We start from the raw sequence: 24,818 nt of genomic DNA on the forward strand, positions 1-24,818 counted from the left end.
ACACGGCGTTCAGTTGGTGCCGGTCGTGGAGCTTGAGCTGTTGGCGGCCGCCACGGCACCGATGACCACCACGGCACCGATGGCACCCAGCTGAGCGCCGGTCAGACCGGTGGCCTCCTGCAGGCCTGCTGCGAAGGAGGGGTTGCCGGTGGTCTGGTCGCCCGCCTGGCTTTCGAAGGTCACGTTGTCCTCGGCGTCCATGTCGTTGCTGGCATCCTGGGCGAAGGCGAGAGGCGTGGTCAGCATGCCGGCGATAGCAAGCAGTGCGGCGGATTTCTTGGGAAGGGTCATGGGTAGCGCTCCTGAGTCATCGACGCGTTGGGTGGCAGAACATCCTTTTGTACTAAGGATGAGGTTACATCGGCCATCTATCTGATGGTAGCGGAATGCTGCTATCGGAGCGAGCTTGCTCCGTGATGGCGCACTGCAGCATCATAGTCCAATATGGTGAGAGGTAATACCGGTGTTGGTGCGATGCGGCGCTATGACTGGCGGGGGGTTTCTGGTTAGAATCCACGGCTGATATGACACGCACTGGCCCATGATCCGATATGCTTGCTACGGAACAGCAGCGGTACCGAGCGCCGACGGCGACTTAGCGGCCAGCGCGACGGTACTGACCGATTCACAGATGAGAGAGTGCACTATGCGCCATTCCCGACAGCGCCTCGCGGCCCTTGGCCTGGCCTCCATGGCCCTGCTGGCCGGCTGCTCTCTGGCTCCTGGCAGCCACATGACCTATCAGAGCGATACCGCACCGATCGATGAACTGGTGAGTATCGAGCCGATCACGCCTGGCCTGGTGTCCAGCTGGCAGCCGGCGCCCGCGGGTCACCCCATGAGTGACGAGCTCAATGCGGCGCTGGCTGCCTATGAGTATCGCGTCGGCCCCGGGGATGTGCTCAGCATCATCGTCTACGACCACCCCGAACTGACCAACCCCGGTGGCACCGACCGCAGTGCCGCGGAAGTGGGCAATCGGGTGCAGGCGGACGGCACTTTTTTCTACCCTTATATCGGCCGAGTGAACGCCGAGGGCAAGACGGTCGATGAGATTCGCCGCGAACTGACCCGCAGGCTCGCCGCCTTTATCACCGAGCCCCAGATCGAGGTTAGCGTGGCGGCCTATAACGCCAAAAAGGTCTATCTGAGCGGTGAGGTCAGCGAACCCAAGACGCTGCCGATCACCAGCGTGCCGCTGACCCTGGTGGATGCCATCAGCCAGGTGGGCAGTGCCAACCCGGGTGCCAACTGGCACTCTATCTACCTAAATCGTAACGGGCGTCAGGAACAGATTTCGCTCTATGAGCTGATGCGCAACGGCGACATGCGCCAGAATCGCCTGCTGCAGCCGGGTGATATCCTGCACGTGCCAAGCGCCGAGAATCAGGCTGTGGCCGTTATGGGGCAGGTCATTCGTCCTGGCAATATTCCGCTGGGCAACGAGCGGCTTACTCTCACCGACGCCCTCGCGCGTAGCGGTGGCATCAACGAGATCAGCGCCAACGCTTCGGGCATCTTCGTGATCCGCGGCAACGAACCGTCCAGCGACAAGCTGGCCACGGTCTACCAGCTGGATGTGCGCAATGCCGCCTCCTTCACGCTGGGCAGCCGCTTCGTGCTCGAGCCCCAGGATGTGGTGTATGTGACCACCGCACCCATCGCGCGCTGGAACCGCGTGATCAGCCTGCTGCTGCCGTCGATCCGCCTGCCGGGCGTCGCCTCCGACAGCATCTCCGACACGCGCGACCTCTAGGCCATGTTTCAGCGAATTCTCGTGGTCTGCGTCGGCAATATCTGCCGAAGCCCGGTGGCCGAAGCGATGCTGCGTCGGGCGCTGCCCCACAAGTCGCTCAGCTCGGCCGGGCTCGGGGCGCTGGTGGGGCAGGGCGTTGACCCTGCCGCCCGGGAACTCGCCGAAGCGGAAGGCCTCGACGTCTCCGGCCATCAGGCCCGCCAGCTTACCCGCGCGATGCTCGCGGAGGCCGACCTGGTGCTGGTGATGAGCGACGGCCAGCGTCGCGCCGTGGGCGAGCTTTCGCCCGAGGCGCTGGGCAAGACCATGACCCTGGGCAGGTGGCTCCCCGAGTCACCCGCGATCCCCGACCCCTACCGCAAGAGCCGCGACGCCTTCCTGCATGTGCACGGGCTGCTGAGAGAAGCCACCGGCGCCTGGGCTTCTCGCCTTTAGCAGTCCCTGCAAGCCGTGGCGCCCAGCCCTGCACCGCATCTATCATTACGGACTATTTTTCTACCATGACAGATACACCCCAGACCCCCTCCGGTGCCAGTGCGTCACACGCAGAGGATGAAATTGACCTTGGGCGCCTTTTTGGTCTGCTGCTGGACCACAAATGGCTGATTATTTCCATCACCTTTGTCTTTGCCCTGGCCGGCGTGGTTTACGCTATGCTGGCGACGCCGATCTATCAGGGCGACGCCCTGGTGCAGGTGGAGCGCCGCTCTTCCATCAGCCCCCTGGGGGATTTGGGCGACGTGTTCGGCACCGAGAGCGAGGCCTCCACCTCTGCTGAGGTCCAGATTCTGCAGTCACGCATGGTGCTGGGTCAGGTAGTGGACCGCGTCGAGCTCGACACCGTGGTGCAGCCGCGCACCATGCCGGTGGTCGGCGATTTCGTGCTGCGCCGCCAGATTCCGCGTCCCGCCTTCATGCAGGGGCAGGCCTATATCTGGGGCGGTGAGTCGATTCAGGTGGGGCGCTTCGAGGTGGCCGACCACCTGCGTAATCAGCCTATCACCCTGAGGTCCCTGGGAGGTGGGCAGTATGAGCTGCGCACCGAAGAGGGCGTGCTGGGGGTTGGCGAAGTGGGGCAGCTGGCGCGTACCGACGATGATGCGGTGCTGCTGCGTGTGGCCGATCTGCAGGCACCCGAGGGTGCCGAGTTCATCTTGACCAAGCGCTCCCGCGCCGCCGCCATTCGCTCCTTGGCGGGCAGGCTGAGCGTCAGCGAGGTGGGCGGCGGCCGTAACGCTAGTACCGGCATGCTGCGCCTCACCCTGACCGGGCCGGATCGCGAAGAGATTCGCCACTCCCTGGATGCCGTGGCTGCGACCTTCCTGCGCCAGAACGTGGAGCGCCAGGCGGCCCAGGCCGAGCAGAGCCTCGATTTTCTGGAGGAGCAGGCCCCCGAGCTGCGCGCCCAGCTGGCCGCCGCCGAGGATAATCTCAACCAGTATCGGGTGGAGCAGGACAGCGTGGACCTCTCCAGCGAATCCCAGGCGGTGATCCAGCAGTTCATCGAAGTGGAGCGCCAGCTCAACGAGCTGGAGTTTCAGGAGGCGGAGCTGGCCCAGCGCTTCACGGCCAACCACCCGAGCTATCAGTCACTGCTGCGCCAGAAGCGTCAGCTGCAGCAGCAGCGCGCCGAGCTCAACGAGCGGGTCAGCCAGCTGCCGGCGGCCCAGCAGGAGATCGTGCGCCGCACTCGGGACGTGGAAGTGACCCAGGCGATCTACGTTAACGTGCTCAACAAGATGCAGGAGATGCAGATTGCCCGAGCCGGCACCGTGGGCAACGTGCGCATTATCGATGAGGCCCTGGTGGGCGGTGGGCCCATCGAGCCCAGAAAGCCCCTGATCGTGGTACTGGCCACCCTGCTCGGAGGGATGCTCAGCGTGGGGCTGGTGCTGCTGCGCGGCCTGCTGCGCCGCGGCGTCGAGAATCCCGAGCAGATCGAGGGGGCCGGCCTGCCGGTCTACGCCACGGTGCCGCGCTCCGATGAGCAGGACAAGCTGATCAAGCGCGTCAAGCACAAGCGCGACAAGCTTGCCAGCGGCGTGGCTACGGCCGTGCTGGCCGAGAAGGCCCCGGCCGACAACGCCGTGGAGGCCCTGCGCGGCCTGCGTACCAGCCTGCACTTCGCCATGCTGGAGGCAACGGACAATCGCCTGGTGATTACCGGGGCCAGCCCGGCCGTCGGCAAGAGCTTTGTCTCCGTCAACCTGGCAGCGGTATGCGCCCAGGCGGGGCAGCGGGTGCTGGTGGTGGATGCCGACATGCGCAAGGGTCACATTCATCACGCCTTCGGCGGGCGCAGCCAGAATGGCCTCTCCGAGCTGCTGGCCGGCAAGATCGGGCTTGAGGAAGCGGTGCGTCACAGCAAGGTCGAAGGGCTGGACTACCTCGCCCGCGGCGAGGCGCCGCCCAACCCCTCTGAGCTGTTGATGAACGCCCGTTTCAGCACCTTCCTCGAGCAGGCCAGCCGAGAGTACGATCTGGTGGTCATCGATACCCCGCCGGTGCTGGCCGTGACCGATGCCGCCATTGTGGGTCGCCAGTGCGGCACCACCCTGATGGTGGCGCGCTTCCAGGTCAATCCGGTCAAGGAGCTGCAGGCCGCTACCAGGCGCCTGGAGACCGGCGGTGTGGCCGTCAAGGGCGCCATTCTTAACGCCATGGAGCGCAAGGCCGCCACCTACTACGGCTACGGCTACTACTACAATTACTCTTACAAGTAGTAGCAGGGGCTTACAAGCAGCAGCGCCTGTACAGGTGGCAGGCGAGAATGTTTCGGCAGGAAGAGGGTGAAGAGCTCCCTCTTCCTCTAGTTGCTGGGCCCTTCAGCTGCTAGTATTGCGCTGCGGCATAAAAGCAGTAACCACCGGTTTTTGCACAGTTTAAAAACGGTGTACGGCCAATTGGCGGCGTTCGATTGGTCCAACATTGCAGCGTTATCAACGGCCTCAGGGAATGCCATGGACACCCTGGGGCGGTAGCGTGTCCGGAACAGTCCTGATGTAGCCCCGATACACCCGAGGCGACGCTTCTTCAACGCCAGCATAGAAGTCCCCGGCGTGGCCTTCGAAGTGATCGGTACGCCGAATGTAACGCTCGAAGGTGCGCTGGTCGCGGTGACCGCTGACCCGTTTGATATCGACCGCCGCCTTGCCGCGACGATGCGCCTCGGTGATAAAGCCGGCCCGAAAGCTGTGCGGCGAAAAGCCGCGATCGGCCATGCCGGCCGCCTCCAGGTGATGCGCCAGACGCTGGGCCACCACGCAGCCGGTCAGACGCCCGGCCCCCAGCTTCCCGGACAGGCTGATGCTGCGAAACACCGCCCCGCGCCGGATGCCCGAGGCCGCAAGCCAAGCCTCCAGCAGGCGAACGGGGCAGTAGGGGAAGCCCTCAGGCGCGCGCAGGATCGCCTTGGTCTCCTCGGCTCCTTCCTGATTGGTCTTGCTGCGCCGCAGGCCCACCAGGATGCCCCGGGCCTCCCACTGGATATCCTCCAGGTAGAGCGCCACCACCTCGCTGCGCCGAAAGGCGCCGTGGAAGGAGAGGGCAAACAGCGCGCTATCGCGCTTGCCGCGCAGGTCGGTGCGATCGATGTGATCGAGCAGGCGGTGCAGGTCCTCGAGCAGCAGCGGCGGCGCCTCCTTCTGGCGTGTACCGGCCGAGCGGCGAATGCCGCGCATCACCGCCCGTACCGGCATGCTTCTCACCGGCGAGGGCAGGTTCATGTAGCGGTGCCACATGTGCAGGGAGTTGAGATAGCGCTCCAAGGTCGCGGGCTTCTTGCCCAGGGCGCGCTGATCGGCGATGAAGTTGGCGATATCGAACTCATCCGCCGGCAGCAGGCCCCCCGCACGCTGGTAGACGCGCAGATCGGCCCGCATGCCGCGGATGGTGTTCTTCGACACGCTGTTGGCGATATGGCGACGCGCCCGGGCCGACAGGCGCTTCACCACCTGGGGAAGGCGTTCGAACTCCACCACCGCCTCATCGGGCTCGGCGAGCTTTCCGGTACGAATATCACGGCGCATGGCACCCCCGGTCCTGTCGGGCTGGACTGTCTGTGACTGTATTTGCCTGGATAGATAGGGCTATGTTGGCATCTGTTGTTGGCGCGTTTTGAAAAGACTGTATAAACTACTGTATATGCAGTTTGCCTCTGGAGCTCGCCATGAAGCAAGCAGACCTCAAAGCCCTTGAACAGACACTGGCTCTCCTCCCTGTTCACCTCAAGAAATATCTAGCCGATCAGATGCTTGGTCAAATAAGCGCCCAAGCGAACACCCTGCTCGACACGGCGAAATCTCACCTTCCCTGCCCGCACTGTGGCGCTGAACACCCTGCCAAGTGGGGGCGCAGTGGAGGCCTTCAGCGGTATCGCTGCCGGAATCCAGATTGTCGCAAGACGTTCAATGCCCTCACCGACACACCCCTGGCCAAACTGCAACACCGCGATAAGTGGTTCGACTACCTGCGCTGCATGCGAGACAGTCTGACGTTACGCGTCTCGGCGGCCCGAGTGGGCATTGATTTGAAGACGGCTTTCCGCTGGCGACATCGCTTCCTGAAAACGAGCGCTCAAGACAATGCTAACCCACTCTCCGGCATCATCGAGGTAGACGAAACCTTCTTCCTGGAGTCCAGCAAAGGGAAGCGTAATATCACTCACCGAAAACCTCGAAAGCGCGGTGGGCAAGGTAGTAGGAAGAAAAAAGTGGATAAAATCCCGGTGCTTATTGCGCGTGACCGCAATGGAAAGCTCAGCGAACTGGTGGATCCGACGCTCCAAAAGTCTACCGTCCATGACTTCCTGGCACCGATAATCAATCGCGACTCGATTTTATGCTCTGACGGACATAGCTGGTATAAAACCTTCTGCCGCGACTACGGGATTGCTCATCATCGACTGATCGTCTTCGATAATCAGAGAGTGATCGGCAAGGAATACCACATTCAGAACGTGAACGGCTATATGAGCCGATTGAAGGGCTGGATGGCACGCTTCCATGGGGTTGGGACCACGTACTTATCCAATTATCTGGCATGGCGGAGATTGTTTGAAACCGCGAAGCCAACTGAGGAAGCGTGGTTTCGCGTGGCGATAGGTGCAGACCAACAACAGATGCCAACATAGCCATAGATAGCCAGTATAGCCGCAGAAGGGGCAACCGCCATGGCCTACTATGTCAGCACGAACGAACATGCGACTGAATCAGCACGACATTGATGCCATCAAGACAGTGGTGGCTGACATCTGCGGCGAAGGCACCATCGTCCGGCTCTTCGGCTCCCGCCTTGATGACGCCGCTAAGGGAGGCGATATCGACCTCATGGTGGAGCTCGATGAAGCGGTTGAGCACCCTGCGCGCCTGTCGGCCTGGCTCAGCGTCAAGATCATGCGCGCCACGCAGGGTCGCAAGGTGGATGTGATACTGGCAGCCCCCAACCTCGAAGAACTGCCGATTCACCGTATCGCTCGGGAACAGGGAGTCATACTGTCTCATGACGAATAATCATCGAGAGCGCCTTGCCTTTCTGAACCGGGTCGTCAGCAAGGAAATTCAGCACCTTCAGTTTTCCTCGGGTCGCGTGTTCGATCAGCCACTGGATGTCGACCGAGCAGCAACGCTCGCCAATGATGAAACTTTCGCTGAAAAGGTCGAGGCGTTTGCAAGCCGTTTCTGCCGACTGCAAGACACCGTTGGAGACAAGCTTCTCCCGGTCTGGTTGCAAGCGCTGGGAGAGAAGCGGGGAGCGGTAGTCGATAACCTCGACAAGGCAGAGAAGCTGGGAATGCTGGAATCCGCTGATCGCTGGTTGGCAATCCGCCAGATTCGTAATCAGATGATCCATGAGTATATCGAGTCTGCCCAGGTATTGGCCGATGCGTTGAATGCGGCTCATGATTACCAAGAGCAAATCATTAGTTTTGCCAACGCAATGTTGACCGATGCCAAAAAGCGCGGGTTGATCTAATTATTTTTAGTTTAAATTCGATTGGCAGCCTCCCCTTATCTTGAGGCTTGATCGCAGCGCCGGAAGACCTTGAATATTCCGGCGAGCTTCGGCAGCGCGTGGCGTTCTGGGCTTCCATGTCTATACTGTACTGATAGACAGTGGTGCGAGGTAGGCATGGCACATCATCACGACACCGGTTACAAGGAGCTTTTCAGCCACCCCGAATTTGTTCAACAGCTCATCGAAGGCTTTGCGCCGAACGAGATCGCCGAGCTGATGGACTTCTCGACGCTCAAGAAGCATAGCGGCCACTACATTACGCCGCTGTTCGAGGAAAAGATCGAGGACGTGGTGTGGTCAGTCGAGGTGACCTGGCAGGGGCTGACGCAGCGCGTGTTTCTCTACATTTTGCTGGACAAATTCATCGGGAATGAATTTGGGCGCACTTCTAGTGCGCCCGAAGGGTGGGCGCCATGGATGGCGCCCATCAATTTCAGTCGTCCGGGGATCGCACGATGCCGATTCGCCTGCTGCACTATGCTGCCTGCTTCTACAGTGAGCTGCTTAAGCAGAAGACACTCACACCCGGGCAAAGCTTACCGCCGGTGTTCCCGGTGGTGGTCTACAACGGCTCACGGCGCTGGACGGCACCGCAGGATGTTTACGAGATGGTGCAGCCGGAACCCCCGGCCTTTCTCCAGGTCTACCAGCCGCACCTGCGCTACTATCTGATCGACGAGGGGCGCTATACTGAAGCCCAGCTCGAACAGCGACACAGCCCGCTAAGTGGTGTCTTCGGCGTCGAGAACGCCGGGGCCAGTTGGGAAGCGTTGCAGCAAGCCGTGGATCGGATGGTCGCCATCATTCAGGAAGACCCGCACAAGGAACGCATCGACAGGATTGTCACTCGGTGGCTGAAGCGTCATCTGCATCGGCTGGGCGCCGCCGTCAACCTGGATCAGCTCGACAGTCTGGTGGAGGATAAAGCGATGCTGGCAGAGAATTTGGAAAATCTGGTCAAGAAGGAGCGCCTGGAGGGTCGCCAGGAAGGCCGTCAGGAAGGCCGTCAGGAAGCTAAGCGTGAAACTGCTCGCAACCTAATTAAATTAGGTGTGCTGAGTGACTTGCAGATCGCGGAGGCGACTGGCCTGACCGTGGCCGATGTGCAAATGCTGCGAGAAGACAATCTGCATTGATATGACGTTCTGAGCAAAGCGGGTTGGCAGCCCCCCCCCTCCACTTATCTTGAGGCGTGATCGCAGCGCCAGAAGACCTTGAATATTCCGTGCGAGCCTCGGCAGCGCGTGCCATTCCGGGCGTCCATGTCTATACTGTACGGATAGTCAGTGGCACGAGGCAGGCATGGCAAATCATCACGACACCGGTTACAAGGAGCTTTTCAGCCACCCCGAATTTGTTCAACAGCTCATCGAAGGCTTCGCGCCGAACGAGATCGCCGAGCTGATGGACTTCTCGACGCTCAAGAAGCATAACGGCCACTACATTACGCCGCTGTTCGAGGAAAAGATCGAGGACGTGGTGTGGTCAGTCGAGGTGACCTGGCAGGGGCTGACGCAGCGGGTATTTCTCTACATTTTGCTGGAGTTTCAGTCGTCCGTAGATCGCACGATGCCGATTCGCCTGTTGCACTATGCTGCCTGCTTCTACAGTGAGCTGCTTAAGCAGAAGACACTCATGCCCGGGCAAAGCTTACCGCCGGTGTTCCCGGTGGTGGTCTACAACGGCTCACGGCGCTGGACGGCACCGCAGGATGTCTACGAGATGGTGCAGCCGGAACCCCCGGCCTTTCTCCAGGTCTACCAGCCGCACCTGCGCTACTATCTGATCGACGAGGGGCGCTATACTGAAGCCCAGCTCGAACAGCGTCACAGCCCGCTGAGTGGTGTCTTTGGCGTCGAGAACGCCGGGGCCAGTTGGGAAGCGTTGCAGCAAGCCGTGGATCGGATGGTCGCCATCATTCAGGAAGACCCGCACAAGGAACGCATCGACAGGGTTGTCACTCGGTGGCTGAAGCGTCACCTGCATCGGCTCGGTGCCGCCGTCAACCTGGATCAGCTCGACAGTCTGGTGGAGGATAAAGCGATGCTGGCAGAGAACTTGGAAAATCTGGTCAAGAAGGAGCGCCTGGAGGGTCGTCAGGAAGGCCGCCAGGAAGCTAATCGTGAAACTGCTTGCAACCTCATTAAATTAGGTGTGCTGAGTGACCTGCAGATCGCGGAGGCGACTGGCCTGACCGTAGCCGATGTGCAAATGCTGCGAGAAGACGACCTGCATTGATTCCTGTGAGTGGCTGCCTAGCCACCTTTGATACCTTTTCCTCGCTCGCTGTTGGGCCAAGGCGATACGGTGATCCATGAAACGACCTTCTCGACGGCAGCGTGTCAAGCCCAAGCAGGCGTTACTGGAAGCCAGCCAGCTGTCCGAGTGTGAGCGGCAGCAGCTTGCAGATCGTGTACGTTATCAAGGCAGCCCGTTCCATAAGCGCTATCCTGCTGACTATGGATTTCCTGAGCCCAAACCACGGCCAGACAAGACGCTCTGTGATGCTGACGCGCCCCTGTTCAAATCACAGGCCGAGGAACTGCTGGTGGCCGGGGTGCTACGAGGCATGGTGAGCGTTCAGTTTCGCAGCGGTTGGCCTCAGAATATCTGGTCCGTCCGCGAGGGTGTCGTTTACGAATCCCAGCTTCAGAATCAGACGTTGGGTGAGTACCATGGCTATCCAATGAGCCTTGATGCCGCCTTTGCTGCGGTCGTCCTGGAAGAGTGGGAGAAACGAGCCCCATGAGCTTTCGCATGACCACCCGCTGGTGCAAGGTAAGCTCACTGACCAGCGGCAGTGCCCAGGCGCATCAACCTGATCAGGCAACCCTGGCGGAGCTGGAGTTGGCAGTAGGCGAGCTGCTCTTCACTCGTGCCGAAGACGCTCTGAGTGGCGAGGTTCGCCACCATGCGGTTCTGGCAGCAAACCCCCTTGCCGAGTGGCTGGTGTGGAACTGGTGGCGGCTATGCTTTGAACCCCAGCCCGCCGGCAAGCAAGCGCCAGGCTGGCTCGAGGCCCACCGGATGGCCAATGTGGGTGGGGGGTGGTTGTGGCCAAATGTCGAGTTCGTCAGTGATGGCGTGCGGATGCGCATAGGCGCCAAAGCCAGTGCCGCGTCAGCGCATCAACCGCTGCGCTACCTTTCTGCCGACCACGCCGTCATTCCCTTGGCACATTTCGTACAAGGCGTTGATGCATTCGTAGAGCAGGTGATCGAACGGCTGTCGAGTCAGGCAGTGGCTGGTGCCGATCTCCCCCACATGTATCAAGAGCTGCTGGCTGAGCGGGCCGATCCCGAGGCGGCGACCTATCGACGGCTGGAAGCCCTGCTGGGCTTTGACCCAGATGAATGCCCTGATGACCGCGTGATGACGCTTTATCAGGATGCGCAAGGGTTAGGGCTCGAGGCGATCGCCGAGCTGGCAGCGGGTGCCGGGAGTTCCCCGCTGAGTGCCAGCCAGCTCAAGGGTTGGGCGCGCTCTCAGGGGTGCGAATCGGACAAGCAGAACCGTCTTGGCTGGGTAGGGCAGGGCTATCGAGTGGACCACCAGCTCCCCGCCTGGCGAAACGGGGTGAAAGCGGCCCACGCCCTGAGAGCCCAGGAAAGACTCACGGATGCCGCCATCGGCAATCGCCAGCTCGCGGAATGGTTTGCCGTACCGCCCGGGCTTTTCGAGGAACAACGCCATAACAAGGCGTTGGCCTATGAACTGGCCTTCGAATCAGACAAGAGTCGCGTGCTGTTACGCTCGCGGTGGCAGGCAGGGCGCCGTTTCGAAGTGGCTCGGCTGTTAGGGGATGTACTCTTACAGGCTGAGCCCGAGCCTCTGCATCTGGCAACGGCGCAGAATACCTACCGGCAGAAGTTGCAGCGCGCCTTCGCCGCCGAGCTCCTCTGCCCGATAGAAGCGCTTTCAGAGCTGTTGGCGGGTGATTTCTCGGACGATGCGATTCAAGGTGCCGCCGATACCTTCGGGGTAAGCCCGATGACGGTGACGGTGCAACTGCTTAACAACCGTGTGATGCAGAGCGATGAACTCAACGGCCTGGACCCAGACTGGGCCGTAGCGTGAAGGGCGGTGGAAGCGACATGCACCTGGATCATCTGACACTGGAAAACTTCCGTGCCTGCGAACAGCTGGAGATACCGCTTGGGCGTCGTCTAACCGCCCTGCTGGGCAACAACGGTAGCGGCAAGACATCAGTGCTGGATGGCATCGCCATTGGTTTGGGGGCGGCGCTCACCCATCTGCCTTCAGTATCGGGTATCACCTTCAAGAAAGCGGGCGATATCCGCCAGCAGGGCAACACCCTGGCGCCTTACACCCGAGTGGCGTTAACAATGCGCTCCGGTATAGCTTGGGATCGTGTCCAGCGTCGCGATAAAAGCAGAGCCACGGCTGCTGCCACACCGGCGTCCAAAGGCCTCAAGGAGCTGGAAGCCTATCTCGACCGCACCGTTATCGACCCGATGAATGCCGGTGAAGACTACGTGCTGCCTCTGGTGGCCTACTACGGCGTCAGCCGAGCGGTACTGCAGGTACCGCTGCGTCGCAAGGGCTTTCCCAAGACGCACACCCGTATGGAAGCGCTTAACGGTGCGCTCGAATCGCAAAGCAGTTTCAAGTCCGCGTTCATCTGGTTCTACAACAAGGAAAACGAAGAGCACCGCCTGCAGAAAGCCCAGCGCAGCTTCGATGTGACCTTGAAAGAGCTGGATGCCGTGCGTCGCGCCATCAGCCAGATATTTCCCGATATCAGCAATCCGCATATCGAGCTCAATCCGCTCCGGCTGGCCGTCACTTTAAAGGGTGAGACCCTGGACCTGATGCAGCTCAGCGATGGCTACAAGACACTGCTGGGCCTGGTGATCGACCTGAGCATGCGCATGGGGCTCGCCAACCCGCACCTAGATGACCCTTTGAGTGCCGAAGCGGTGGTGATGATCGATGAGGTGGACCTTCATCTTCACCCTTCCTGGCAGCGACGAGCATTGGCCGACTTGCTGCGTACCTTCAGCAACACGCAGTTTATCGTCACGACGCATAGCCCTTTCATCGTCGAGTCATTAAACAACCATCTCAAGCGCCACCAGCTGGGCATAACGGCTACCGGCGACCAGGAGATCGATGCGCTAGTTCCATTATCCCCTCAGGATGTGCGAGCTTATGTAATGAAGAACAGCACCAAGCACTCCTTGATGGATGAGCAGAGCAATCTGGTGGACGACACACTGCTGCAGCATTTCAATGCTATCAATGTTATTTATGACCGGATGCGTGATATTGAGTGGAGCCGTATGAAGTGAGCGTTCAAGGATGATCGATACCACACCGTTCAGCCACTGTGAATGCAGACGAATGGGAAATACGTATCCCGTTTGTCAGTCTGACCTGATGCTGGAAGAGGAGGGCAAGAAGGTTCGCCTGACTCTCCGTGCGGGTGAAGAAGCAAAAGCCCTGGTGCTGGATGGTTGTGTATTCACCGACAACGCCACTAAATGCGATGCCATGTATCTCTTCAAGGGGCATAGTAAAAAAGTGGCGGCATTGGTTGAGCTGAAAGGCGCGAGCGACATCGCACACGCCTTTACCCAATTAGCGTATACGCGGAAGCATCGTCCTGAATATCAGCGGCTCAAGGAAACACTTGATAATTCAGGCTCAGGAACTTCCATGGAAAAGGCATTTATTGTGAGTAATGGAATGTTGTCGAAGCCTGAGCGCGAGCGTCTCGAAAATCAGCATGGCATTCGGGTGAATGAAATCCTCTACTCCGAACCATCGAGTAAGGTGCCGGATGTGAGGGAGTGGATTTAGCGATTCGGCTATCCGAAATGTTCAAGGAGCGGCTTTGTATCTTCCTGATTTTCTGAGCCGTAATTGCCTCCCCTTATCGCTAATATTATTGAAAATCAGTAGCTTAGCGAAGCCGTCCAAAGCGTGAAATCGCATTTCCGGCACTTTTGCCGCCGATTCCGCGAAACGCGATTTTCGGCAAAAGTGCCGATTTTGGCCCTCAAGCAGCCGGCAGGGCAGGGCGGCAAAACGGCAAAATTGCCGGCCCAGCGGCAAAAATGCCGCCGATTCGATGGAATGGCGTTTTCGGAAATATTGCCGATTTTCGCTAGCAGGCTAACAAAATTTGGCCGCAAAAAGTTGCCAGCACACCATCTGGCAAGTTCAACATCCTACGATGTCCGCCAAACTTGCAGCGTGCCGAGCCATACTTCGCGGAAAGCACCATGCCCGCACCGCGCCGGGTCAGACTCCCGGCGGCGAGCACTATGAAGGCTACTTCCACCCAATACACGCATAACGCAACCGCAGGGGTCTGACCCAAGCGGCCACCAGCGCCGGGCAAAGTTACCCCTCGCACCTCGCACCTCGCACCTCGAATCCCGAACCTGACTCCCTCGTCCCCCGGACCCCTATGTTCCAACGCCTTAAAAAACTCTACTCCCTGCTCTCCGCCGAGCAGCGCCGCAAGCTGATCGCCCTCCAAAGCCTCGTCATCATCATGGCCTTCGCCGAAGTCGCCGGCGTCGCCGCCATCGGTCCCTTTATGGCGGTAGTTGGGGATATCAGCCGCCTGGAAGGCGAGGGCATCCTCGCCCAGATCTACCAGGCCAGCGGCATGGAAACCCCGCGACAGTTCCTGTTCTGGCTCGGCATCGGCGTGCTGGGAGCGCTCACCGTGGCGGCGCTCATTTCCATGTACGTTACCTGGCGTTTGGCGCTCTATGCCCAGCAGATCGGCGCCGAGCTATCCACCCGGCTCTACCAGCACTACATGCGCCAGCCTTGGCTCTTCCACGCCAGCGGCAGCAGCAGCCAGCTCACCAATCGCATCGCCCAGGAAGCCACTCGCATCACCAACAATGTCATTCAGCCGCTGATGAAGATGAACGCCAAGGGTACCATGGCGTTGGTGATGGCCACGGCCATCTTTCTCTTCAATCCGTTGGTGGCGATTGTCGGGATCGCCCTGTTCGCGATCGCATACCTGGTCCTGTTTCGCACCGTGCGCAGGAGCCTCGCGCGCAACGGCAAGGTTATTACCCGCACTAACCAGCTACGCTTCAAGCTGATGAACGAGGGCTTCGGCGGCATCAAGGATACCCTGCTGCTGGGCCGACAGGCGGACTTCAACCAGCGTTTTGGCGCTACCAGCCAAGCCTGGGGCCGCGCTCAGGGCGTCAACAAGGCGCTTAGCGAGGTACCGCGCTACGCCATGGAACTGCTCGCCTTTGGTGCAGTGATTGCCTTAGTGCTTTACCTGCTGGCCGCCCACGACGGCAACTTGGGTGAGATCCTGCCGATTATTTCCGTCTATGCGCTGGCCGGCTTCAAGCTTCTGCCGGCCTTCCAGCAGATCTATACCAGCCTGGCCAAGATCAAGGGCAATATCGCGTCTTTCGATAGCCTGGAAGAGGATCTGGCTGCCAGCCAGGATGCCAGCGCAGGCAAGCCCGCCGAGGCTGCCGGCAAGCGCCCACCGCAGCAGGGCATTACGCTGGACAATATCCACTTCCGCTACCCGGGCAAGGAGGAGAAGGCCCTCGACGGTCTGACCCTGCATATCCCACGCAACCAGGTCATCGGCCTGGTGGGTGCCTCGGGTTCAGGCAAGTCCACTGCTATCGACATCCTGCTGGGTCTGATGGAGCCACAGAAGGGCGCGCTCAAGGTGGATGGTGAAGCGCTAAGCGGCGACGGACTGCGTGCCTGGCAGAACAGCGTCGGCTTTGTTCCTCAGGCGATATTTCTCGCTGATGCCAGCATTCGTGAAAATATCGCCTTTGGCTTACCACCTGAGCAGATCGACGACGAGCGCGTGGCGCGCGCCGCCCAGATGGCTCACCTCGATGAACTGGTCGAACGCCTTCCAGAAGGCCTCAATACACGAGTAGGCGAGCGCGGTATCCAGCTCTCCGGCGGACAGCGCCAGCGTATCGGTATTGCCCGTGCCCTCTATGACGATGCCGAGGTGCTGGTGCTGGACGAAGCCACCAGCGCCTTGGACGGCATCACCGAAAAACTGGTGATGGACGCCATCCACGACTTCTCCGGTAAGAAGACCATCATCATGATTGCTCATCGCCTGGCCACAGTAAAACAGTGTGACACCATCTATATACTGGCCGATGGTCAGGTCGTGGACCACGGCGGCTACGAACAACTGGCCGAGTGGAATGAGACCTTCCGGCGGATGGCGGAACATGCTTGAAAAGCCAGGATTCTATTACTTCATGTTCTATAATATACCTTCATATGCGCCAATGATGTTGAAATATAACTGAGGTGCTAAGCTTTAATTTTAAGACAAATTCTAAGAGAATGCTTATGCCACAAGACATGCTGGTTAAAGGAAAACAGGTGCCTAAGGGAAAAGTCGTCGTTAGCGGTGCCAAGAACTCGGCGACTCCCTTGCTGGCCGCTGCGCTTTTGGCCGAAGAGCCGGTCCGGCTACGCAACTTCCCGACGCAGTTGGTCGATGCCAAGACTAAGATGAATTTCATCCGTGAGCTGGGAGCCCAAATCGATATCAATGATGTAGAGAACACCATCGAGATTGTGACGACCTCTCTTGATCATCGTGCCATCCGCAGTTATGAGCTAGGCATTCGTACGACCTACCTGCTGGCTGCAGGGCAGTTGATTAGAAATGGCATTGCCTATGTTCCGTACCCAGGAGGGTGCAAGATAGGCTCTCGCGGCTATGATCTTCACATGATGGTGTGGCGACAGTTGGGCTGCGAGGTTAAGGAGACGCAAAACTATCTTCTTGTTAAAGGTAAGTTGGCCGGCGGACAGATAGATTTTCCGATCTCGACCGTGGGTGGTACTGAAAACGCGTTGATTTGTGCGGCAGTGGCTGAAGGCCATACTGAGATCCGTAACGCCTATATAACGCCTGAAGTTGAGGACTTGATAGCACTGTTGCGCCAGATGGGCTCTCAGATCGAAAGTTACGGCAACAGCCTTATCCGTGTGCATGGCCAGGGGTCTTTACTGCGTGGGGCATCTTATCAAGTAATGCTTGATCGTATAGAAGCATTGACTTGGATTATTTACGGGGTGATGTCGGGAGGCGAAATTATGGTTGAAGGTTTGCCTTTCGAACATATGGATGTGCCCCTCCTTCACCTTAAGGAAGCCGGCATTGACCTTTACCGAAACTCCAACTCAGTTTATGTGACGCCTGACTGTGTGCAAGGCCAAGGGATTCAGCCGTTTGAATTGGCATGTGGTACACACCCGGGGGTGATCTCCGATATGCAGTCTTTCTATACTCTGCTGGGGATGGAAGCCAACGGTAAGTCGCGGATCTTTGACTATCGCTACCCTGAGCGCATCGCTTATGCGGAACAATTGAATCGCTTTAGCCCTGGTGTGATCGAGGTCGAGCACGGGCGTATCACTACGCAGGGCGTAGCCCACCTGCAAGGATGCGAAGTGCAGTCTACCGATTTGAGGGGCAGCATGGCGCTGGTCATGGCCGCCCTATGCGCCGAAGGGGAAAGTGTGGTCCGCGATGTGCATATGGCATTGCGCGGTTACAATGATCTCGTGGGTAAGTTGAAGCATCTTGGGGTTGAGGTCAAAGTCATTGATAGAGCGGTATAAGCGCAATGCTTCAGATACGTAGACTAGTAACCCCGGCATTCGTGAATGAAATGGAAAAGCTGTGCCCGGGAGGGGTGCATATAAATGTCAATCTTGCTAATCTTAGCCGTTGGCGTATCGGTGGGACTGCGGACTGTATCCTCAGGCCGGCTAGTACGGAACAGCTAGCAACAACGATACGCTATTTCAACGATTACGACGTTCCCTATGTAGTGATCGGTGCGACAAGCAATCTGCTATTTGCCGATGAAGGTCTCCAGGTGCCTTGCATCCAAATTGGTTCCTCGTTATCGAAGTTGTCGATCCGAGAAGATACAGTTTATGCGCAGGCCGGCGTCTGGGTGCCGGGCCTTGCGCGTCGTATTATGCAAGCCGGATTAACAGGAGCGGAGCATATTTGTGGCATTCCCGGGACACTGGGTGGTTTGGTCTATATGAACGGCGGGAGTCAGCGCAAGGGCATTGGTAGTGTGGTGGCCAGCATTGAAAGTGTTGATGCTAGAGGCAATATTCACTATCGGAATACTGAGCAGTGTGAGTTTTCCTATCGAAGTTCAGTTTACCAAAACAATACTGAGGTTGTTACGAAAGTTAAGCTGGTTCTATCGCCAGGCGATAAAGCCAGAGTTCGTAAAAACATGCTTAATATCCTGGCTAGCCGTAATAAAAAGTTTCCCCGCAAGCTTCCAAGCTGTGGCTCAGTATTCAAAAGCAACCCTACCTTGTATGCGGCTATAGGTCCACCCGGAGCTGTGATCGAACGAATGGGATTTAAAGGTGTAAGGTGCGGCGGCGCAGTTGTTTCCTCAGAGCATGCTAACTTTATTGTTAATTCTGGAGGCGCTAGAGCAAGCGATGTTTTAAGTCTTGTAAAAAAAATCCAAGCATCACTTGCCGAATCGTTTGGATGTAAACTGGAGGCTGAGGCTATATATGTTTCCCCAGCAGGTGAGCTAGTTACACTAGACGAAAAAATCCAATGAGAGTCCTTCGTTGCTACTGATCTTTTCTTTTTAGATTAATATTAAATATTTTTAAGAAAGTTTGCGAATAGATAGGGTCAGGTAAGACGCTTGGGAAACCGTCCTATGACAGATTTGTGGTGCAATCAAAATCCTCCTGTTGTGAAATGCTAATCTATTTTTCACGGATAGCTCTCGTGCTGACGCCTTAATTGATGCGCTATTTATCAGTTGATCCGAATTCCAGTTAGACATGGTATGTTCACTATCATCTGTAAGACACTCTCTTTCTGACGGTCTTTACGGTGTTCTTTGGTGAGGAAAGCTATTAAAACATCAGACACTTTAGGCACGCTAAGTTCGATTTTTTTCGTTAGTACGGCAATTTTCCTAAAAACATGCCCAGCCATGACACCATGTCTCACGTCATGGCGTTGATTAACGCTACTCGCTACATAATGCTTTTCCCGATTGAGTAAAGTCCTGACATGAGGCCGTCAATGAGGCGGTAGTGGGGAATTGATGGCAAGTTGCTGCGTAGGTCATGTTGCCAAAGCAAAGACAAAGCCGCCATCCATATAATCATTTACTTCAGTAGCGCCAACAATGGTGTGGTGCTGGGTCTCAGATCAATACGGACGCTAAAAGCAACAAAATCACCGTCATTCCTGAGCTGCGGACATTGTTTGATTACTTTTGCCATTGGTGCTACAGGTGCCCAGAAGAAAATCACGGAAACGGTTCATGAAAAAGGCGACGATTATCTTTTAGCGGTAAAAGTAAATTAGCCCAAACTGGCCGTCGCGTTCGAAAAAGTCTTTCCGAACAGTATGACTGCTAACTACACGTGTAACTCCTATATCACGGTCGGAAAAACTCCGAAAAGTAAAAAGTCTCTGTTTTCAAGTTTGTTTCGGATAAATTTCCCAAAAATTAGCAAGTTATGATGAGTTCATGTGCGCTTCTTTCTTCGCAGATACTCATACCGCTGCTGCGTGCATGCTTTTGGGCAAAAGCATAGAGTTTCTTAGGTTCACTCTTGGGGGGAGAGTATGAAAAAAGTCTTCAGCATAATAAAGAAGCTTGCGTTAATTGCTTTTTTAGGAAAGTTGAAATACGCAAGGCATTTGGGTGTAAGAGTTGGAGAGGGCTCTAGAGTATATATATCCAGCTGGGGTAGTGAGCCTTTTTTAATCTCCATCGGGAGCCATACTACTGTGACGTCAGGCGTTAGATTTCTAACTCATGACGGCGCCACGTCAATTGTCTTTAAAGGCGGACGGCGTTACCAAAAATTTCTACCAATAGAGGTTGGTGATTATTGCTTTATAGGAGTGAATTCTATCATTCTTCCTGGGGTTAAAATTGGGAGCAACTCGATTGTTGCAGCTGGCGCTGTAGTTACTAAAGATGTGCCGCCGAGTAGTATAGTGGCAGGCAATCCTGCGAGAGTAATAAGTGATATTGCTTTATATAAAGACAAGGTTATGAGAGAGTATGTCAACGACGCAGAAATAGAAAGCATATCTTCTTACAAAGAAAGAGTTTTAAAGGCGATAGAGCTATATCATGAAAGAAAAAATTGATTTGATCTGCTTGCCGACGAGCAACTTGGGTGGAGCTGAAAGGTACCTATATAATATTGCTCTCTACTCTGCTAAGAACAACCCAGGAAAAACTTTTGTACTTGTAGGATCAAGAGGAGACAATGGAAGCTGGGAAGATCTGAAAAAAGTTGCTAATGTTGTTTTTTTTCCAGCGAAGCGTGAACTCACTTCTTTACCTTTTTGGATTTTTTTCTTAATCTCGTATAGTGCAAAATATGATGTTCAATATGTGTTAAGCTCGCATGCACACATAAACGGTATGTTGAGCTTTCTTAGAAGGGTGAGGTTGATACGGCCAAAGTTTTTTATCTCGCGCGAGTCAACGGTGCTCGAAGACAGGTTTTCAGGGGCTAGGCTATGCTTTTACAGATTTATTTATAAGTTTCTTTACGGAACACAAAATATTATTATCTGTCAAACCGAGTACATGAAAGATCGCTATTCAGAGGGGCTTTTGAGGAGTCTTGCACATAAGTTGAGAGTTTTGGAGAATCCCGTAAATTTCAGCTATATTCAGAGTTCTTTATCTAACATTCAGGCTCAGAGTGTCTTCTCTAATTTAAATCATAGCGGGCAACCCCTAGATTTTAAAAAAATTTTCGATCATAGTTTTGTTTTAGGGTGTGCTTGTAGGCTAATAGACTCAAAGAATGTAGATTCTTTGGTCTTTGCATTCAAATCAATTTTTGATGACTGTGAGGGTGTTGTTGATGGAAAAGATATGAAGTTATTGATAGTTGGTGATGGGGAGTCGAAATCATATTTGCAGACTCTTGTGGAAGATCATGGGTTGCAAGGAAGTGTGTTTTTTTTAGGTAGGGTAGAAGCACCATATTGGCTTTATGCCAATTTTGATGTTGGTGTTGTTCCTTCTCTCGTGGAAGGGTTCCCTAATGTTTTATTAGAAATGATGGCTAGCGGAACTAAAATGCTTGTGACAACGCCTTGTGCTGATGGTTTACAAGAACTGCCTTGCGTGCGAGTGACAAAAGGTTTTGATGCAGATGATATTCGCGCAGAGATTCTTGCATGTATATCTTCAAAGAGAGACTATTCAGAATCTTACTCTGAATACTCTTCAAAAAGGTCCCTTGATAACTTCTGGAATGCTTTGGACTGTCACTTGTCTAACGTTACCTAGGTTTTGTCCGAAAAGTCTGCCCGTAGGCAGCGGTCTATGCACGCCAGGCATACCATGGCCCTGAAGCTGCTGGCCAATTTGTCGTATCGCGTGCAGACACGGCGCAGTTCCTTAATCCAGCCGAAACAGCGCTCGATGATATTGCGCTCTCGATAGCGGGGCTTATCAAAGCCCCTTGAGGCCCCAGGGCGTGGCTTTCGCTTCATCTTGCGCCGGGCAATGATCGGCTTCATGCGGTGCCGGTCACAGTAGCGGCGCAGCGGATCGCTATCATAGCCCTTGTCCGCCACGATGAAGCGGCAGCGCTTGCGCGGCCTGCCCTTGGCCCCAGGCAGATGAACGTGCTCCATGGTGGGAATAAAGTGCCGAGTATCCGAATCCTGCCCGGCCGACAGTGTGAAGGTCAGCGGCCAACCGTGCCGGTCACAGACCATGTGAATCTTGGTCGTCAGGCCGCCCCGGCTGCGGCCCAGGGCATGGTCTATGGGTTCTTGGCGTCCCCCTTTTTGCCGCCTCCAGAAGCGGCCCGGGTGGCGCGGATCGATGTCGAATCGATCATCCAGGTATCCAGATCCATCAGGCCATCCTCCCGCAAGCGGAGCTGGAGACGTGTCAGGATGGCCTCGAAGGTGCCGTCATCGCGCCACTGGCGGAAGCGGTCGTAGACGGTTTTCCAAGGGCCATAGCGCTCAGGTAGATCACGCCACTTGGCGCCCGAGCACAAGATCCAGAAGATGCCGTTCAACACCTGACGGTCATCGCGGCGGGGGCGCCCTGTCCGCTGCGGCGGCGAGACGATGTCCTCGATGAGGGCCCAGCCGTTGTCGGAGATCTCGTAGCGTCCTGCCATGGGTCACCTATGCTGCTGCGGCATAGGCGACATTAGCAAATTCGAGTTTTCGGACAAAGCCTAAAGCAGCCGCTTTAAGTGGCTGCAGTGACCAGTGTGACTGACTACTTATATTTGGTAAATAAATCACTCAGCTTGGCCTGCTATTCCTTCATCCCCGTGAACGGCGGTTTAATCTTAGCTGTAGGGTCCCGGATAGACTTATTCTGACACCTTCGGTTATAATAATCTGTCAACCAAGTTGATAAATTTGTGCTTTGTGTTTAGTTAAATATAAATAAGCTTATTTAGTTTTGAGGCTTGTCGTATGAAAATTTGTTTTTTAGTTTCTAACTTGAGGTGGCTTAACACTGGCAATGGGGGACACTACTATACGGTGCGTTCTTATTACTCTTATTTCAAGAAGTTTTTTCTTGTTAAAATTATAGTCATTGGTAATGATGTTCCATCGGCTTTGGCTGATATAAAGGATGTGATTAAGATAGATGAGAGTCGCTTGAGCTGGCCTATTTCAGAGTCCTATAAGGTTGGGATGATAGCTCGTGACTATAAGTTTGACATTTTGCATTGCTTTGATTCTTCATCACTTCTTGTGGCTCGCTGGAGCCTAATGTTCCACAGTACCCCTGTGCTGTGGACAAAATGCGGTGGTAAAACTCTTAAAAGGTACACTCCCCGTGGATTTCCAGATATTGTATTTCACGGAGAAGACTACGACTTTTATTTTAAAAAGATGGCCAAAAAAAAATCTCATGATATTGCAATAATACCAAATAGATTTTCGGCGCTGGAATTTTCAAGCGGCCAGGATGGACAGGTTGGAAAAAAGAAACGCCTAATTGTGCATGACAAGGATTGTTTCAATATAATAAGGGTTTCAAGGATATCGAAAAAATATAAAGAAGGATTTTTGCATGCAATAAAGTTTTCAGAGTGGCTTTGCAGCAATGGCTGCCCAGCTCATCTTTATATAATTGGTTATCCCGAAGACAAAAACCTTGTTTTAGAATTGCAGAGTATTATCTCGGATAAGCGAGTTACAGTAGTTACAGATAAAGAATTAACACGCAATGCTTCACGACACTTGTGGGAAGCTGATGCCGTGATTGCATCAGGCCGTGGTGCTATTGAGTCATTGGCTATGGGTAAGCTGACATTCATATCATCTGATAAAGGAGGGTTGATACCACTGTGCAAAGAGACATTTAGTGATGCCCTTTATTATAATTTCTCCGAAAGGACTCCGAGCAATGAGAGTATTGATCCAAAGAAATGGCTGATACAAATTTTGCAATCACCAGCCCTTTCGGAAGTATATTTCACTGAGGCCCAGTCCTTCTTTAAGGAAAGCCTAGATTTAGATTCAGCTAAAGATGAAATTCTTGATGTGTATGATAGGGCTGCCAAGCGAAATTTTAGAGGATCGGTTGTCGATCTACTTATGCATAGTGGTTTTTTGATTATACCTAAGCTTAGAAGGGCTGTAGATTGAATTTTCTTTTTTTGGCTCTGGCCGCCGTAGTTAATTTGACTGCCGTCGATATATATATGGCAAGGGCAGGTATCTTGGGTCTTGGAAGTTTTCTGGGAGTTTTTCTTTCTTTTGCAGCCTTTTTTTTGGCTTTTTATCTATTCCCCCATGAGAGGATTGGCTTTTATGGCGGCGGCCGGGTTGTTAAGAAAGGCGGCGGGGTTAGTCCCTCTTTCTTTCCAATTGTATTTGGGCTTCTGTTTATTTTTTTTATGATTATCCCTACTATTTTTTCTGAAGAAATAGGCGTGGGGTTTTTAACACTGTTTAGATATTTGTTGTTTTTTTTCGCGTCCGTGATAATCCTTCTATCTTTTCGTCGGGTTGGCCGTTGTAATGCCTTTTTTTCAGTTGTTTTGTTTTCTTTGGCAATATTGATAATAAGCCTTTTTTTTGAGGCATTTGTGCCTGGCACATTTGCTAGGAGGACTACAAGAGCTGGAGGGATACTGGTAAATCCTAACCTTGCTGCTCATTCTATATCAATTATGTTTTTTTTGGCGCTTCTCTTATCAAACAGCCGTAGGTCTGTTATGTTTTTGCTCATGTTTTACCCTTTTGCTTTGTTGGCTGTTGCTTTTACAATATCCAGGAGTGGGTTTGTTTTGTTCGGAATTTTTTCGGTGGCTTTGTTGGTTAGGGTTGTTTATTATTTTAATTTAAAAAGTGTTTTAATGTATTCCTTATTCGTTTTTTCTTTTTTGATGCTTGCGGTTCCTTTTTTTATATATTCAATACCAATATTTGGAAGCTTAACTTCGTTGGAAAGGATGTCCAGCTCTTTAAGCCTAGACTTTTACCTCGACTTTGATGATGGGCGTGTAGGCCTTTTGCATGATTACCTGAGCAAGCTGGATTCAAAGGCTTTGTTGGGTAATGGCGCAGGTTGGACTGCTTCAGGTTCAAATTTAATTGACGGCGCAACGCACAACATGTACATAAAGGTATTATTTGAGGGAGGGGTGTTGTCTCTGGTTTTCTACCTAGCTTTTTTGTTATCGCCAATGCTGTTGTTTAATGAGTCTATTTTTGTTCGATTGTCTTTGGTTGTGTTTTTAATTGCCCTCGGATTTTTTACCAACTACCTGCTGGATCATAGAGTGTTTTACTTTCTTGTGCTTGCGCCTTTCTTTTTGAGCCCTTCTTTGGCTAATTCTATTGAAATACGAAAAGGCTTTGGTAGATAGCTGCTGTGCTAACATTCTGTCCGTGCCTTTTGTTGGAATATTGGAAGTGTTTTTTAAAATATATGGCATCATTGTTTTCTAGGCTTCGCAGTTCGTTTTTTGTTTTCTTTTGAAATTTCGTTTGGATGTTTTGATC

The 24,818-nt window shown here is 54.6% G+C and carries 22 protein-coding genes and 1 pseudogene; 20 read left to right on the forward strand and 3 right to left on the reverse strand.

The features are described 5' to 3' along the window. Nucleotides 1-9: 9 nt before the first annotated feature. Nucleotides 10-291, reverse strand: coding sequence for a hypothetical protein (locus NHL60_RS08895; RefSeq protein WP_253451543.1), 282 nt, complete (start codon nt 289-291; stop codon nt 10-12). A 355-nt stretch (nt 292-646) separates the two neighbouring features. On the opposite strand from NHL60_RS08895, the gene NHL60_RS08900 reads away from it, so the two are divergent. The 3 genes from NHL60_RS08900 (at nt 647) to NHL60_RS08910 (ending at nt 4,479) form a co-directional block, all read left to right on the forward strand. After that, on the forward strand, nt 647-1,756 hold the full coding sequence (locus tag NHL60_RS08900; RefSeq protein WP_253451545.1) for a polysaccharide export protein: 1,110 nt from the start codon (nt 647-649) through the stop codon (nt 1,754-1,756). A gap of 3 nt (nt 1,757-1,759) precedes the next feature. Further along, on the forward strand, nt 1,760-2,191 hold the full coding sequence (locus tag NHL60_RS08905; RefSeq protein ID WP_253451547.1) for a low molecular weight protein-tyrosine-phosphatase: 432 nt from the start codon (nt 1,760-1,762) through the stop codon (nt 2,189-2,191). Between the two features lie 65 nt (nt 2,192-2,256). Further along, entirely contained in the window at nt 2,257-4,479 is a 2,223-nt protein-coding gene (locus tag NHL60_RS08910; protein ID WP_253451549.1) for a polysaccharide biosynthesis tyrosine autokinase, read from the forward strand. Nucleotides 4,480-4,704: 225 nt separating this feature from the next. Here the strand turns inward: NHL60_RS08910 and NHL60_RS08915 are convergent, their stop codons facing one another. Then, on the reverse strand, nt 4,705-5,784 hold the full coding sequence (locus tag NHL60_RS08915; protein ID WP_253451551.1) for a site-specific integrase: 1,080 nt from the start codon (nt 5,782-5,784) through the stop codon (nt 4,705-4,707). Nucleotides 5,785-5,924: 140 nt separating this feature from the next. On the opposite strand from NHL60_RS08915, the gene NHL60_RS08920 reads away from it, so the two are divergent. The 15 genes and pseudogenes from NHL60_RS08920 to NHL60_RS08990 all read left to right on the forward strand — a co-directional run bounded on the left by NHL60_RS08920 (nt 5,925) and on the right by NHL60_RS08990 (nt 21,114). After that, complete coding sequence (locus NHL60_RS08920) at nt 5,925-6,887, forward strand: IS1595 family transposase (protein ID WP_253451553.1); 963 nt, start codon at nt 5,925-5,927, stop codon at nt 6,885-6,887. 67 nt (nt 6,888-6,954) lie between these two features. Beyond that, nucleotides 6,955-7,266, forward strand: a complete 312-nt coding sequence (locus tag NHL60_RS08925) for a nucleotidyltransferase domain-containing protein (protein WP_253451555.1) — start codon at nt 6,955-6,957, stop codon at nt 7,264-7,266. Continuing rightward, complete coding sequence (locus NHL60_RS08930; protein ID WP_253451557.1) at nt 7,256-7,729, forward strand: hypothetical protein; 474 nt, start codon at nt 7,256-7,258, stop codon at nt 7,727-7,729. Before NHL60_RS08925 ends, NHL60_RS08930 begins: the two co-directional genes overlap by 11 nt. A gap of 156 nt (nt 7,730-7,885) precedes the next feature. After that, nucleotides 7,886-8,065, forward strand: a pseudogene (locus NHL60_RS08935) (Rpn family recombination-promoting nuclease/putative transposase); the annotation flags it as partial. A 119-nt stretch (nt 8,066-8,184) separates the two neighbouring features. After that, nucleotides 8,185-8,907 carry an Rpn family recombination-promoting nuclease/putative transposase gene (locus NHL60_RS08940; protein WP_253451559.1) on the forward strand — a complete coding sequence of 241 codons (723 nt, stop codon included), beginning with the start codon at nt 8,185-8,187 and terminating at the stop codon, nt 8,905-8,907. Between the two features lie 166 nt (nt 8,908-9,073). Then, nucleotides 9,074-10,009, forward strand: a complete 936-nt coding sequence (locus NHL60_RS08945; RefSeq protein ID WP_253451561.1) for an Rpn family recombination-promoting nuclease/putative transposase — start codon at nt 9,074-9,076, stop codon at nt 10,007-10,009. 76 nt (nt 10,010-10,085) lie between these two features. Next, nucleotides 10,086-10,520, forward strand: coding sequence for a hypothetical protein (locus NHL60_RS08950; RefSeq protein ID WP_253451563.1), 435 nt, complete (start codon nt 10,086-10,088; stop codon nt 10,518-10,520). 8 nt (nt 10,521-10,528) lie between these two features. Next, nucleotides 10,529-11,848 (forward strand): ImmA/IrrE family metallo-endopeptidase, encoded by a 1,320-nt coding sequence (locus NHL60_RS08955; protein ID WP_253451566.1) that lies wholly within the window; start codon nt 10,529-10,531, stop codon nt 11,846-11,848. A 17-nt stretch (nt 11,849-11,865) separates the two neighbouring features. Next, entirely contained in the window at nt 11,866-13,083 is a 1,218-nt protein-coding gene (locus tag NHL60_RS08960) for an AAA family ATPase (RefSeq protein WP_253451567.1), read from the forward strand. A gap of 10 nt (nt 13,084-13,093) precedes the next feature. Beyond that, entirely contained in the window at nt 13,094-13,594 is a 501-nt protein-coding gene (locus NHL60_RS08965; RefSeq protein ID WP_253451568.1) for a hypothetical protein, read from the forward strand. A 613-nt stretch (nt 13,595-14,207) separates the two neighbouring features. After that, nucleotides 14,208-16,004, forward strand: a complete 1,797-nt coding sequence (locus NHL60_RS08970; RefSeq protein ID WP_253451569.1) for an ABC transporter ATP-binding protein — start codon at nt 14,208-14,210, stop codon at nt 16,002-16,004. A 116-nt stretch (nt 16,005-16,120) separates the two neighbouring features. Next, nucleotides 16,121-17,404, forward strand: coding sequence for a UDP-N-acetylglucosamine 1-carboxyvinyltransferase (locus tag NHL60_RS08975; RefSeq protein ID WP_253451570.1), 1,284 nt, complete (start codon nt 16,121-16,123; stop codon nt 17,402-17,404). 5 nt (nt 17,405-17,409) lie between these two features. Next, nucleotides 17,410-18,387, forward strand: coding sequence for a UDP-N-acetylmuramate dehydrogenase (gene murB / locus NHL60_RS08980; RefSeq protein WP_253451572.1), 978 nt, complete (start codon nt 17,410-17,412; stop codon nt 18,385-18,387). Nucleotides 18,388-19,418: 1,031 nt separating this feature from the next. Then, entirely contained in the window at nt 19,419-19,952 is a 534-nt protein-coding gene (locus tag NHL60_RS08985; protein WP_253451574.1) for an acyltransferase, read from the forward strand. Beyond that, nucleotides 19,936-21,114: a glycosyltransferase gene (locus NHL60_RS08990; RefSeq protein WP_253451576.1), complete on the forward strand. Its 1,179-nt coding sequence runs from the start codon at nt 19,936-19,938 to the stop codon at nt 21,112-21,114. The genes NHL60_RS08985 and NHL60_RS08990 overlap by 17 nt, the downstream gene beginning before the upstream one ends. On the opposite strand, the gene NHL60_RS08995 is transcribed toward NHL60_RS08990, so the two are convergent. Continuing rightward, nucleotides 21,111-21,964, reverse strand: a protein-coding gene (locus NHL60_RS08995; RefSeq protein ID WP_253451578.1) for an IS5 family transposase whose coding sequence is annotated in 2 segments (ribosomal slippage) — nt 21,111-21,622 and nt 21,622-21,964 — 855 coding nt in all. Because the reading frame shifts where the segments join, the coding sequence is not laid out codon by codon here. The genes NHL60_RS08990 and NHL60_RS08995 overlap by 4 nt on opposite strands. 376 nt (nt 21,965-22,340) lie before the next feature. Here NHL60_RS08995 and NHL60_RS09000 point away from each other — a divergent pair. Both NHL60_RS09000 and NHL60_RS09005 read left to right on the forward strand, forming a co-directional pair. Beyond that, nucleotides 22,341-23,456, forward strand: coding sequence for a hypothetical protein (locus tag NHL60_RS09000; protein ID WP_253451580.1), 1,116 nt, complete (start codon nt 22,341-22,343; stop codon nt 23,454-23,456). Beyond that, nucleotides 23,453-24,682: a hypothetical protein gene (locus tag NHL60_RS09005; RefSeq protein ID WP_253451581.1), complete on the forward strand. Its 1,230-nt coding sequence runs from the start codon at nt 23,453-23,455 to the stop codon at nt 24,680-24,682. Before NHL60_RS09000 ends, NHL60_RS09005 begins: the two co-directional genes overlap by 4 nt. Nucleotides 24,683-24,818: the final 136 nt, after the last annotated feature.

Source organism: Halomonas sp. Y3 (assembly GCF_024137965.1).
Taxonomy (GTDB): domain Bacteria; phylum Pseudomonadota; class Gammaproteobacteria; order Pseudomonadales; family Halomonadaceae; genus Halomonas; species Halomonas mongoliensis.